Raw genomic sequence first — 13,703 nt, forward strand, 5'->3', positions numbered from 1 at the left:
ATTAAGTAAAGGTTGTTAATTTTTATTCCAAATCACATAGGAAGGTTTCACAGAGACGACGAAATATTTATCCTTCATTCGGATCTCTGCATAAGCTCGATTTAGAACTTTACGATATACTATAAATTCTAAATTCCAAGGGCCAAGTTCCGAATAAGGGCTTATGGAAACTTTGGATTGTGTTAGATCGGCAGTGGATACTTGATCGTTATTATTTTTCCAGATCCATTTTACTGAAACGGGAAGATACGCAGGATCCGCAAACGCGAAACTCGCTTCTTCCTCTTCTTCCGCTACAATAGAAAGAAGAGTTTCTAAACTTCCTGGAGAAACTTCTTTGCAGAATTGAGGTTGGATCGAAGCAGTTCCGAAGAAAGGCCTGCGGATCACTTTACATAAATATTTTGCACGATCCGGAACGATCAGATCAGCTTCCTTATCCCTTGCATCCCAATACGGAAATTTGTTCCTACTTTCAGGCGGAATGAGTTGGTTCAATACATCTACAGTTTCGGAGTCTTCTTCAGAATCGTCGTCCTTATCCGAGATCTTTGTTCCGATCTGTTTTAGAAATAGATCGATCGCCTCTCTTCCGCCACCTTCTAAAGCATGAGCAAATACTGGATCCGGATTTTCTCTCATCAGTATCTTGATTGCAGGAATATAAGGACCGATCCAATCCCAATTACTTGCCTGACAGATCTTCTTCATTAAAATTTCTGATTCGTCCCCTGCGTTAAAAGAATCTCCGATCATAGAACAGGCTTCTTTTTTACGATCCATGATCAGAAGATTTTTCGCAGTCTCCCATTTTCCTCGTTTTGAAGAAGAGTAGGTTGCGCTCGTCAGAAAGTATCTTGTGCTAGATTCGAATTTTCCATTATGCCTTAGAAACTTCGCATATAGGAATAGAAGATCCGATTTGGATTCGTTGCTTAAGTCTTTAAATCTTCCGGAAAAAAATACACGTCTGTATGGAGTTCCTTTTCCGGATTGGATAGAAGATCCTACCCAAAGAGGAAGAGCTTCATCTCTATTCAAAACATCTTTAGAGAATAAATAGAAGAATATATTGTCCCAGCCTTCGAAATCCCTTTGTTTCATCTTAAGAGAATAACATAGTCGGATCAAAGAATGATTTTCCTTTTTTGAAAGGACTCGATACGGATCCGGAGGAGTCGGTTGGATCAACTCTCCAGTTTCAGGATGAACAGTCGGCTCGGGAGCTACCCATGCAGAAGTTTCTTTGGAACAAGAGTTTATCACTGCAAGCAAAGAAAATGGTGTTACTCCAAGTCCCTCGGAAAGCGCTTTTACAAGAGAAGACCATTCTCCTTTTTTATTTTTTAAACTTCCCGTTCTTGTTTGGTAATGGATTGCCGGAATATATTTATTAAACTTTTCGTATAAAAAATAAAGCCTGGAAGAAGCGGTCTTCTTGAAATCACCTACTCCTGCAGACTTTACAACTTCTTCATATAATGGGATCGCAAAAATCGGAGAAAGTTTTTCCAGTTCGTAAGCGTCTTCATAAGAAACTGCAAAACTAATTCCTGGATAAAGACAAAGGTATAGAATGGATAAGATCCTAACCTTTTTCTTAAAATACATTCTTCAATAGCTCCTGTTTTGCATCCGACTTATGGGTCAGAGGGCAGGTTTCAGAAGGTATATGAGAAGGATGGAATAATTCACTCGTTTTTTTCGGGCAATCCGGTCCTGGAAGTTTTCCGGATTCAGGGCAGATCTGCATAGTCACTGCCCTTTGCGAGAATTGGTATTTTCTTCTTTCTTCTTTGTCATCGGATTCTGCAGAATCGAACAATTTAGCAATAGTCCCCCATAAAGGAGCCGCGATAGTTCCGCCTAACGCGGAAGTTCCCATTCCAAAACTAGGAGAATCGTAACCTAACCATATTGCCATAGAGATCCCAGGACGTACTCCTATAAACCAAGCATCTCTGTGCTCGTTCGTTGTCCCTGTTTTTCCTGCAACTTCTCCACGATAACCTGTATTACGAACCCCTGCGTGATTCGCACTTCCATGTAGGAGGTCCACCATAATCTCAGCAGTAGGAGGAGAGATAGCCTTTCTAGTTTGAGGCCATTTCAGATTAAATTCGTCCTGATCCTTTCTTTGGTAGACCACATTGCCTGCTCGGTCCGTGACTTTTTCGATCAGATGTGGACGGACTATATTTCCGTCGTTTGCAAAAGCGGAATACGCAGAAGCCATTTCTAAAGGAGAAAGTTCCAAGGAACCTAATGCCAAGGACAAGTCCCTTCTGAATCTGTTTTTGAGAACTTTTTCGTCCGGGAAGAAAAATCTTTCGAAGGCTGCGGAGATCTCGCCTAACCCTAGTTTTTCGGCGATCTGGACAGCAGCGGTATTTTTAGATTTAGCAAGAGCTATTCTTAAAGAGATATCTCCGTCATATTGATTTCCTATATTCTCAGGCATCCAATTCGAAACAGAGTTTTTATAAATTAAAGGTGCATCCAAAATACGTGTAGCAGGGTTTGCGATCCCTGAATCGATCGCTTCCGAATATAAGATAGGTTTGATAGTTGAACCAGTTTGCCTGAACATTCCAGTCGCGCGAGGAAATTGATTATCCGATTTGAATTCCGTTCCTCCGTGCAAAAGAAGAACATCTCCGGTTTGAGGATCCACTGCTACGACTGCAGCCTGTAAGCCGCTATCCCCACCAGTTACAAAACGATCCGTATCTATAAATAATTCTAAAGCAGGAGAAAGTTCCGCGACTAAATTTCTAAAAGGATTTACATCCGAATCCTTTCCAGGATCAGTCAATCGATTTCGTCTAACTTGTCCACTTCTAAGTAGGTTTTCCACATGGGCCTTTACTACTTTTTGAAGTTCTGCTTGGACCGGCTGAGAGATCGTAGTATGGACGGAGAATCCGCCGCTTTCATAAATATTCGTGTCAGGATATAAGGTTTGTAGGAACTTTCTTACATGTTCAGTAACATAAGGAGAATCGTCCTTACGATTTCCATAAACTGTCTCTCCGGGAGAACGAGTATTGAAAGCTTGATAAATTTCCTGGATATTCGGCCTTAGATCTTCCTTTAAAGCTCCGTCCTTTTCCAAAGATCTTAAGATCGCCTCTACCCTTCCGGAAGAAAGGTCCGGATTTTTCAGAGGAGAAAAACGATTCGGAGCAGAAGCAAGAGAAGCAAGCACGATCATTTCCCCAACATTCAGATCCTTCGGTTTTTTTCCGAAATAGAACTCGGAAGCGCTTGCGAAACCGAAAGCTCCATGACCCAAGTAAACATTATTCATATAATGTAATAGGATCTTCTCTTTATCTAAAGAAGACTCTAATGCGTATGCGAGTTGGGCCTCTTTCAGTTTTCTTCCTAAACTTTTTTCTCGATCATTCAAAAGGATCCTAGCTAATTGCTGGGTAATCGTAGAAGCGCCTTGTTTAAATCTAAAACTGAATACGTTTACGAAAAATGCACGAAGAACGGAAGAATAATGAATTCCTCCGTGAGAATAGAAACTTCTATCTTCGACGAGTAGAACCATCCTCTTTAAGTTTTCAGGATAAGCTTCCCATTCTAGATTACTTGTTTTTTTACCGAAGATCTCAGATACCTTACGTCCGTCCCGATCATAGATAACTGTTGGTTGATGAATATAAAAAATACTTAATAGACCAGGGACTTCCGCTTCTCTTTGGATCACACCCATCCAGAAAAAGATCAGGAAAATTAATGTTAGTGGTAAAGGAATAAGAACGAGCCATATATTCGGACGGAATTTAGGAAGTTTGAACCTTCTTCCTCTTTCCAATAATCTTTCGGATAAAGTTTTAATGGGACGTCTGAATTCTGTAGGAGCTTCAGTCTCCGTTCTAACTCTTTGGAACCAGGGGCGATCTTCGGAAGAACCGGAAGATAAAGATTCTTTCCAAGTATCCCATTTAGATAGAAGATTCTCCCAAAGTTTAACGGATGAAACTTCCTCTTTTTCTTCTCTTTTTAAGATCGGCTCTAGGTTCTGTACCGGAGGAATTGGAACTGGGATCTCTTGTCTTGGGATCGGTTTTGGGGTTTCGATCGGTTCCGGAGAATTTACGTATTTAACGAGTGCTTTTTGCCCGCAACGATAGCAGGTCAGTTTGAATACAGTTCCTGTAGGAACTCCTTCAGGTAGCCTGGAAACAGTTCCGCAAGAGAGGCATTCAAACTTGGTTTCTGTAAGAGTGCGGATCTTGGTTTCCAACATCCTTATTAATGTCGGAGAGATCCGCAAACCCTACAAGCAAGAAAGTATCATGGCAGCGGTTTTCTTTCGCTGATTACTAGGAAATCGGCCAATCCCCAGTCTTCTTCTTGGATATTCTTTCCTTCCTCAAATGGGAAAATACTAAAGACCAAAACCCTTAGTCCCATTTGTTTCAGCCTATATGTCAGACCAAGATTTCGATCCGAATGAAAGCGACCATTTACATGCACGATCTTTCTTTTGAGTAGATAAGATGCTTCTGCGATAGAGTCAGCCATCGAAGCGTCCCAAACATTCTGTGCATCAATAAATTTCTGTTTATCTGGAGAAAAGCCAGTAGGCCCGTGCTCTGCGATCATTGCTGCGAGAAGATCTTCATACTCCTTTTGTCTGAACATTGTATAAGTATATCTAGGCGGAAGGAATGGAGATCGGATCTTATAAAGAGAATCCAATCCTTGATTGGAAACAAGGCTCACATATTTCCTGGGAGCATTCGCAGCAAGTACCGGAAGGTTTTTTTCCTTAGCAAAAGAAACCATAGGATGATAATCTGCAACATAGTTCGGCCAGAATTTTCCGGAATTTAAAAATCCTTTTTCTGTGATCTCATTCTTGCAGTATTCATCTACAGATCTTTGCTGGTCCTTCTCCAACATCTCTAAAGAAAGAACAGGTGAGAAGGCAGATGTTAAACTTTTGAAAGTTTCTAACTTCCAAGCGTGACCTGGCTTATCATTATGCTCTTCTCCGAAGATGATCACGTCTACGTCTTTTGCTTTTTCAAGTATAGAGGATAGATCCGATTTGGATCTAGTTTTTGTATCATAAATTTCTACACTGGACGATTGAGAAAATATTACCGAAGGAAATAGAAATATTAGAAAACATTTGCGAAATGACATGAAGCTAGTTTGAAAACCGGAATAAAAAAGAAAAGAACTTAAACTTACTTTTACACATGTAAATCGATCGACAAAGCTCTTAGGATCTTGATAGTTCTACCGTTTGGAACCGAGGTCAGAATGAGCACAGAAACAGTTATCATTAAAACTTCTCATGGAGAGATGCAGACGTTCGTTGCTTATCCGGATACATCTCCTTCTCCCTGCATTCTTGTTCTTCAAGAGGCTTTCGGAGTGAACGATCATATTAAAGATGTTGCAATCCGTTTTTCGAAAGAAGGATATTTGGCAATCGCTCCCGAGTTATATTATAGAACGGCTCCCCCGGGATTTTCAGGAAGTTACGAAGACTTCATGGCACTCAAACCTCATTTCAGTCAATTGAGTCCTGAAAATTTGCAATCCGATCTAAATGCAGTTATAAATTGGATCCGAAATAATCCAAAAGCAATTCCGGATAGGATCGCAAGCATCGGCTATTGTTTAGGAGGATGGGTTTCTTTTTTAGCGAATACTTTTTTAGATCTGAAAGCATCCGTTTCTTATTATGGAAGTAGGATCGTTCAAACTTCGGAAGAATATTCTCCCAAACAAAAGGCTCCCTTGCTTTTAGTGTGGGCGGGGAAGGATAGAAGTGTCAAACTTACTCATATTGCAGCAATCTCGGATTCTTTAAAATCTGCGGATAAAAATTTTGTAGAATTAACTTTTTCGGAAGCGGAGCACGGGTTCTTTTGCGATAGACGAGGAGCATATCACGAAACCTCTGCAAAACAAGCATGGGCAATTACATTAGCTTTTTTGAAAGAATATATTTAAGATAGGTAGCGACCCCACTATGGAAGCCGCCTTACTATAGAATAGGAATATTATTTTAGGACCTTCTCGATCTCGTCCGTAACTTCCTTGCTATCAGGCTCTGTCCCCGAACGAAAACGAGCTACGATCTTACCGGCCGGAGAGATCAGGAATTTTTCAAAATTCCATTTTACGTCTCCAGGATCAGGAGAAGTGGAGGTAAGATAAGTATATAAAGGATGTTGATCATCTCCTTTGACTGAAATTTTAGACATCATGTCGAAGGTAGCGCCTTTCTTTAATCTACAGAATTGTTCGATCTCTTCGTTTGATCCGGGCTCTTGGGAAAGGAAATTGTTCGCAGGAAATCCTACAATTTCGAATCCCTTGTCCTTATACTTTTTATAAACCTTTTCCAGATTCTCGTATTGGTAGGTATACCCACATTTAGAAGCCACGTTTACGATCAGTAAAGTTTTACCCTTGTATTTAGAAAGGGTTACATCCTTTCCTTTGATATCCTTTACAGTAAAATCATACACCGCTTTAGGAGCCCCAAAAAGAGAAGAAGATAGAATTAAGAATGAAATTAAGATCAGAATGGATTTGAAAGCCATAAAGGGATCATATCCGAATCCCGGAAACAGGTCCATCCGTTTCCGGGAGTTATTTTCAGGTTTCGATCCGTTTTTTAAACGAAAATCGTTTTATTGCAGAACGAATTCCTTAGACGTTCCGGTGAATTTTTTGTATGTCCAGAAAATTCCCCAGAACTGTTTCGCCAAACCGTTGTAAACGACTCGGTATGTTCCAGGCTGTTGATTCCGGATCAACCAAGTGACTGTAACTTCGGAAGTCGCAGAAAGATCTCCTCCGGTCCTTGCCCAATCATACGCCGTATAAGGATTATTATCGTTTGCGATCGTAGTCCAAGAACTTCCATTCTTCTTTTGGATCTCCAAATACGTGTAAGCATTCGGATCATAATAAGAAGAAAGACTTCCATCCAATTTTTTATCCTGAACGACTCTAGGATGAGAACCTTGGAATTTTACTACGACTGAATCTTTCGTTTTATTGTAGGAAGAATTTGCATCCGTCAGTACTTTTCCGAAATCTCCTCCATCATTCACGATCCCGTTAGATGAAAGCCAAGTCTGAATGAATTGTTGGTTGGATAGATCGGGAGGATTCGGGCCAGGGCTTGTAGAACGATTTGCAACGATATCTTTTGCGATCCGATCAAACTCTTGGATAAGAGCCGCGTTTGCCCAAGGACCATACGCAGTAAAACCACCTTCGAAGTTCTGAGCGGAATATTCTTCTCTTGTAGTAAGATATTGAGCGTAAGCGTTTGCCATCGCGGAAACGATCACATTCGAAATACCTGCAGAAGCTAAGGTAGAAGAAATTTTTGCCTTCAATCTTCTTCCCGCAGTAGTGCTGACTTCGAATGGAGAAGCTAAGATTGCCGTATTCCCGATCGATACAACTTGTAAAGGAAGAACAACCGGAACAAAAGGAACCTGAGGATTCGGGAACCAGAAACTATCCACTTCTCCTACAGGAAGAAGAGTGAATTTTTCCTTATCACAAGCCTCATACTTCGTAGAACTTAAGGCTAATTGAGCAAGTGGCCAAAGATAGCCGAGTATCTGAGCCGCTCCGCTTAAGTTTGTGAGAGAATAATTCTTTTTAACCCAAGCTCCATTCTCAAACACATAATTGTTTCGGATCTCTCCTTCTTTTGCAAATGCAACCGGAGCTCCCTCTTCGTCCCCCGCTAGGAATCCTCCTCCGATCGTTGCAACGCAGGTAGTATTTCCGGAACTAGTATCCCAAGGCATAGTAAATGTCCCGATATAAGAAGGATCGATCGCGATCTTATTATTCCAAACCACATGAGAATGTCTATACCCGACATTCCCAGTTAAAATGGTCGTGGCAGAATTATATAATTCTAATGCTTTACTTCCTTGTTTCGTTCCGTGAACGATCGGATTTTCCAAAGCATCCAAACTTGGATCTAAATCGTTCGGCCTCAAGAATGATTTTGTGATATCCGTAGGATCCGGAGTATTCGGGCTCACATCTCCCATTGGTCCCTGAGGGAATGCAGCTACGAAATTCCCACCGATCGAAGTTTCTACCAAATAAGAGGCATATCCCTTATTATCTCCGTGTGCTCTACGATTCGTAATTCCTAAGGAAGTTCCATGAACGGCGAACCAATTGAGAAGCCCGATCGGAGTTCCATCCTTTCCTTCGAAACGGAATAAGCTCATAGTTTCTTCCACATTTGTAGGATAACTTGCCTTATCCAAGTTCCACGCATAAGCAGAAGAAGATCGATTATTTGCGAAATTTGACAGAGCCCCTGCCGCATATTTGATGCGAGCTTCTTTTCGATTATTATAAGCCGCCTTGATCGCGTCGGCTATACCGTTTACTACGATATTATAATGAACCTTATCGAAACCGATCACACCGTTGAATAAGTTAAATAAAGTGTACCAGGAAATATTAGAAGGTGCTGAATGGGTATGAGTGGCAAATAACAGAACGTTATCGTTATTGAACGCGGCTCCATAACCGTCTGCTTGTAGTTTTTTAACGACCCCGATCTTCACACTTTGATACATATGGATCATATCGTTTGTCACGATAGCGACCCTTGCGCCACCCGGGCGCTCTATCACGAATGCTCGCGAATATAATCTCATAGCCAGACCGGACATTTCGTCCCCAGGGCTATTGTATCCAGTACTTGATTGAACAAAAGGTCCGGTAATATCTGCCTTTGCGGCCCCGACCAAAAATATATCGGCCGGTGTCGAGGTTGGTAATGCCAAACTATTTACGATAGAAGAAGTATCCGAGGATTTGGTCCCTTCCGAAGAAACTAAAGCCAGTAGATTGTCGTTTTCAGATTTTTCTGTACATCCCGCAAGAATCAGGATGAGAGCGAACATTAAGGTAAAATTCAAATTTGTTTTTTTCATTTCCCTCACCTCCACAGTTATAACCCAAACGGCTTATCCGAAATTTAAGGATGGTCAAACAATTTTTAACCGGAATATAAGTGAGGGTTTTTGTTCGAAAAAAGCATTATAAGTTTTGAATTTATTTCGAACACGAGTCGATCGGCAAAGATCGATTTTTATAATTAAAATATAAGTGAACTGTACACGTTTATAAGTTTGCGACCGGAATTGGCAGATTTATCAAAGGAAATAATATCGAACCAACTAAATAGAACTTATGAGGTTGTTTCAAACAAAAGATGTTACGTTTAGTATAGGAAGAAGAGGATGAAATTTTTTTTATTTCAACCTCTTCCTGTATAAGTTTTTTATTCGTGTATTTTTATTTTTTAGCGATGAACCAATCAAAACTGAAGCTTGCTACATTCGCTTCCGTTTCATCAAAGAGCTCCACACCTACTGTAAGTCCAGCCCTTCCCTTTTTTTCAAGCTGGGCCATAAAGGTCGCCCATTCCTGATCATTGATCACCCCTCTGGAAACAACTCTTCCTTGAGCGGGCTTTTTATATTTTACTTCCGATTTTCGGACCACCGGAATGATCTCGAAAGGCAAAGAAGAAACCCTGGAAAGCAGATATTCTCCCCCGCTCCCTTCTGCCAATGCGAATAACGCAGCTGCATGTCCCGATCCTACATGGTTTTTGTAGATCGGCTTATCTTCCATTACCAGAAGTGCATCTTCTCCTGGTTTAGGCCTGGAAAGTTGAATATGTACATTAAAAGGTATAGATAAAACGTCGAATTTCTCTGTCATAATCCTAGTTAGAAATCTAGTTCGTTTTACATCAAACGAAAAAGGATCTTTGGGATCGATTAATGCCTAGATTCGTTTGTAAAACGAACTGAAAAGTCCACTTTTGCGTTAGGGATTGTAGGTGCCGCGAAGCGGTCCGCTTGCGGACGAGCGGGAATCCGCGAGCGCCGAAAAGCCCGACCCGGCTTTTGCCGGGAAACGCCCCACTATTCCATATCCAACATTCTCATTTGATATTGCAATTTCCCGCGAGAGATCTTCAAAAGCCTAGCCGCTTCCGACTTATTTCCTTTACATTTTTGTAATGCAGTTTCGATCAATCGTCTAGAATACATGGAAACCAAAGACTCGAAACCGGCAGTATAAGTTCCGTTTGTAACCGGCATATTCGACATTTCTTCTCTTGTGTGGCTTTTAGCTTCCATCAGTTCTGTAGGAAGATCCGAGATCTTGATCATATCCCCCTTCAGATCCGCTAAAGTCCGAATGATACAATTTTCCAATTCCCTAATATTTCCGGACCATGGAAATTCCAAGAATAGATCCATCACTTCTTCGCTTATATTCGGTTTGTCCAGTTCCATTTGTTTGGAATAATGTTCCACAAATCGATTTGCTAAAAAAGGAATGTCGGATCTTCTCTCTCTCAAAGGAGGGATGCCGATCTCAAATACGTTAATTCTATAATATAGATCTTCTCTAAAGGTCCCTTTAGATACCATGGACCTTAAATTACGATGAGTGGCAAATATGGTCCTACACTCCGCCTTCAATTCCGTTCTTCCACCGACTTGTTTGTATTTTCTTTCCTGCAATAATCTTAATATCTTGGGTTGGATCTCCAACGGCATTTCTCCCACTTCGTCGAAGAATAATGTACCGCCAGCAGCTTCTGCTACAAGTCCACCGTAATCAGATTTTGCATCGGTAAAAGCTCCTTTCACATGTCCGAAGATCTGGCTTTCCCAAAGATTTGCAGGAACTGCAGCACAGTTGATCGGAACAAAGGGAGATTCTTTTCCTCTTCCCAATTCATGAAGTAATCCTGCGATGATCTCTTTCCCGGTCCCGGTTTCTCCTGTGATCAGAACAGGTTGCTCTCTACCGGAAATTCTCTCTACCCTGTCCACCACCGCCTGCATACTTCTGCTGGCGTATATTAAGGTTTTATTAGATAATATTTTTTCTTGAGGAACTGCATCGTAAATAGAATCCCTTTCCAGGATCGTTCTTTCCAAATTAGAAGTATATTGTTGGAGTTCCTGCCTTGCTTCCCTTATGGAACGGACCATCGCGTTAAATGCCTGAGTGAGTAATCCGATCTCGTCTTTACTCCGAACTGCTACTTCTACTGAAAGTTCTCCACCTTCTACTCTATCTAGGCCTTTTAAAAGTTCGAATAAAGGATTTAGAATGGAGATTTTCATGAAGACTAAAAATCCGAAAATTAATACACAAAGTCCGAGAAAAAGTCTGACCGCCCAATCCATCACATATTTATGTACGAATTCTCGGTAAGAGGAGTATTCCAATCCCATCTCTGTATTTTTTTCAAAGTTCTGATATACGAGGATTGGTTTTCCGGAAGACCCGAGTAGATAGGAACGAACCCCCAGATCCGCGGCGATCAGGCCGGATTTTTCGGTATTTTCTCCTACTTTAGAAAAGAACACGGAATCTTTTTGAATGGATTTTGGATTATAATTTTGTAATATGGAAATTTGTAGGCTGTCGTATTCGTTTTCTATCGCCTTACTCAATCCTCCGGACATCACCTGTGTCACGGATAAAGCCATCGCAAGAACGATAGTGAGAATTCGGACCGTCAAAGAGGTCTTATGACCTCCATAACTCACGAAAAATATATGAAATACGAAAAAGCCCGAGATCACAGAGATCGCAAGTGCATTTACGAATACTTCTGCAGTGACCTGGCCCAATCTGAATAAAGTAAGATAGATCGTAGGTATCAGAAAATTTAAGAAAAACGATCCTAATATTCCGACAAGAGCGATCCTTTTATGATCTTTATTTCGAATAATTTGAATACTTGCGATCAGTATTACGCTTACGGCTAAAAATAAAGAAAATACTGCGACTACTCTTCCAGGAAATACTGCAGTTAAATCCCAATATTGTCCGTTAAATCTAAACGTTTTTACTGCATCCTTTGTCTCCCATACGAACCACAAAGAGATACTTGCAGCGATCGATAATTGTATTTTAAAAAGATAATTAGAGATCTTAGGATAGATCGCGGATGGAAATTTTAAAAAAAATCTTTGGTAGAATACCGCAGCAAACAATGCAGCCGCCACTGTCACCCATCTATGCAAGGAACCGATCGGTTCTATCTCTATAGATGCGTATACACAAGCGGAGTATAAAAATACTAAGCAGATAAAAGAGAGCATCAACTCTCTTATTCCAGATATTTTATTTTTTACACCGAGGCAGTATACGACTCCCAAGATGCATAGTAAGACAGCGATTAAGAAAGAAAGGGTTAGAAACTGGAGATACATGAAAACAAAGAGGGTTTTAAAAGACCATTCTAGAGCGGAAGGTCAAGCTACATTTAGATTTTGTTGCGGCGTCATAAGAACGCCGCTTAAGTGATAGCCTTTATCTTTTTCCTTTTTTACTCCAATATTCTTCCAATCTTTCTTTTATGTTCTCTCGAATATCCAAGTAGAATAATCCATAGTCGGAGATATGATAATTTTTCTTATTTCCTCTTCTGGATTCGTAATTCGGATCGGATGGTAAGTCGACCCATAACATTTCTCCTTGGCATTTAGTTTTTACATAATTGCGATCTACTTTCGCAAACTCGATCCCCATTCCACCTTTATGAGATCCTTTTTGGACCTCTGGGCTATTTGGAGTCCAATTCACTGGATTTACACAAACTCCTCCTACATATCTTTCCGGAGGAAGAGCAAAATCAGTCAGTTCGGATCCCCATTTTTTAGAATTCCAACTGATATAACATCCTAGATCTTTGGAGTTCCTACAAACCTTCAGATTATCAAAATCGGATGTTTGTATCGCCCAACCTGGAAGATATGCGGCAACAAAATTCGGATTTTTTTTCTTATCCAAATATTCTCTTAATACGGAAACGAGCATCATCGAGCCTTGGCTATGGCCTGCAATAAAAAATGGTCTTCCTTGATTATAATGTTTTAGATAATAATCGAAAGCAGCGAGCACGTCTTTTCTTGCTATCTCAAAAGCTTTTTCTCCGTTTCCTGAATCGTCGATAAAGGAGTACAAAGCAGCTTGTCTATATCTTGGAGCATATATTTTTGCGGATCCATTAAATACGGATGCTTGCATCTTTAAAGGTGAAAGTCCGTAGACAATTAAACTGCTTCCTGCTTTCGCATTCCAACCATCCGCTTTTATAAAAGTTGTAGGATGAACAAAGAACACATCCGCTTTTGCAATGTTTTGTTCGTCCTTGAACTCTCCGGAAGCTGGAACTTGATCGGGATCATCTTTTAGATCAGGAAGTGCCGCCCAAAATTCCTGTTTAGAATAATCCGGATTTGGGGGCAAGGTTTCTTCGCTAAATTGACCGGAAGGTTTGATCAAATACAGAAACACCGCAGTACAGTTTGAAAATAAAAGTCCACATAACAAAGCGGACGAATATAAGAAAAGTCTCATACGTTAGAAATCTCCTCCCTTCCCGTTTGAAATTATTTTTGTTCCGGGAAAGACATAGTGAATCAAAAGCAATATCCGTGCCGTTTGTTTAAATCGGAACCCAAGGGAATTCGCAGCTTAAATCGGGTTTTTGAGAAATTGCGGAATTAAAATCGATTGAAATCAATCATCTGGCAATTTTCAGCGATTGAAAATGATCACTTCAAAAATTTGGAAATTACCGTTCAGCCTGTACATTCAAAATTCTGAATCCATTTTATAAAACA

Annotated in this window: 9 protein-coding genes; 1 reads left to right on the top strand and 8 read right to left on the bottom strand. The window is 40.5% G+C overall.

Annotation, left to right across the window (positions count from 1 at the left end):
• Positions 1-15: 15 nt before the first annotated feature.
• The 3 genes from EHQ64_RS12025 to EHQ64_RS12035 are packed head-to-tail and all read right to left on the bottom strand — an operon-like array spanning position 16 to position 5,166.
• On the bottom strand, positions 16-1,611 hold the full coding sequence (locus tag EHQ64_RS12025) for a hypothetical protein (RefSeq protein WP_135649725.1): 1,596 nt from the start codon (positions 1,609-1,611) through the stop codon (positions 16-18).
• Positions 1,601-4,261 carry a transglycosylase domain-containing protein gene (locus EHQ64_RS12030; RefSeq protein ID WP_135649726.1) on the bottom strand — a complete coding sequence of 887 codons (2,661 nt, stop codon included), beginning with the start codon at positions 4,259-4,261 and terminating at the stop codon, positions 1,601-1,603. Before EHQ64_RS12030 ends, EHQ64_RS12025 begins: the two co-directional genes overlap by 11 nt.
• 47 nt (positions 4,262-4,308) lie before the next feature.
• Entirely contained in the window at positions 4,309-5,166 is an 858-nt protein-coding gene (locus EHQ64_RS12035; protein ID WP_135649727.1) for a ChaN family lipoprotein, read from the bottom strand.
• A 120-nt stretch (positions 5,167-5,286) separates the two neighbouring features.
• Here EHQ64_RS12035 and EHQ64_RS12040 point away from each other — a divergent pair, with 120 nt between their 5' ends.
• Positions 5,287-5,985 carry a dienelactone hydrolase family protein gene (locus tag EHQ64_RS12040; RefSeq protein WP_135649728.1) on the top strand — a complete coding sequence of 233 codons (699 nt, stop codon included), beginning with the start codon at positions 5,287-5,289 and terminating at the stop codon, positions 5,983-5,985.
• A 50-nt stretch (positions 5,986-6,035) separates the two neighbouring features.
• Here the strand turns inward: EHQ64_RS12040 and EHQ64_RS12045 are convergent, their stop codons facing one another.
• The 5 genes from EHQ64_RS12045 to EHQ64_RS12065 form a co-directional block, all read right to left on the bottom strand.
• Positions 6,036-6,581, bottom strand: coding sequence for a glutathione peroxidase (locus EHQ64_RS12045; RefSeq protein ID WP_135650552.1), 546 nt, complete (start codon positions 6,579-6,581; stop codon positions 6,036-6,038).
• Positions 6,582-6,671: 90 nt separating this feature from the next.
• The gene (locus EHQ64_RS12050; RefSeq protein WP_135649729.1) at positions 6,672-8,966 is read right to left on the bottom strand and encodes a neutral/alkaline non-lysosomal ceramidase N-terminal domain-containing protein; all 2,295 of its coding nucleotides are present in this window, start codon (positions 8,964-8,966) and stop codon (positions 6,672-6,674) included.
• Between the two features lie 364 nt (positions 8,967-9,330).
• Positions 9,331-9,762: a YiiD C-terminal domain-containing protein gene (locus tag EHQ64_RS12055; protein ID WP_135649730.1), complete on the bottom strand. Its 432-nt coding sequence runs from the start codon at positions 9,760-9,762 to the stop codon at positions 9,331-9,333.
• A gap of 206 nt (positions 9,763-9,968) precedes the next feature.
• Positions 9,969-12,176: a sigma 54-interacting transcriptional regulator gene (locus EHQ64_RS12060; RefSeq protein WP_246048739.1), complete on the bottom strand. Its 2,208-nt coding sequence runs from the start codon at positions 12,174-12,176 to the stop codon at positions 9,969-9,971.
• Positions 12,177-12,387: 211 nt separating this feature from the next.
• The gene (locus EHQ64_RS12065; protein WP_135649732.1) at positions 12,388-13,437 is read right to left on the bottom strand and encodes a DUF3089 domain-containing protein; all 1,050 of its coding nucleotides are present in this window, start codon (positions 13,435-13,437) and stop codon (positions 12,388-12,390) included.
• Positions 13,438-13,703: the final 266 nt, after the last annotated feature.

This window comes from Leptospira sarikeiensis (assembly GCF_004769615.1).
Lineage (GTDB): Bacteria > Spirochaetota > Leptospiria > Leptospirales > Leptospiraceae > Leptospira_B > Leptospira_B sarikeiensis.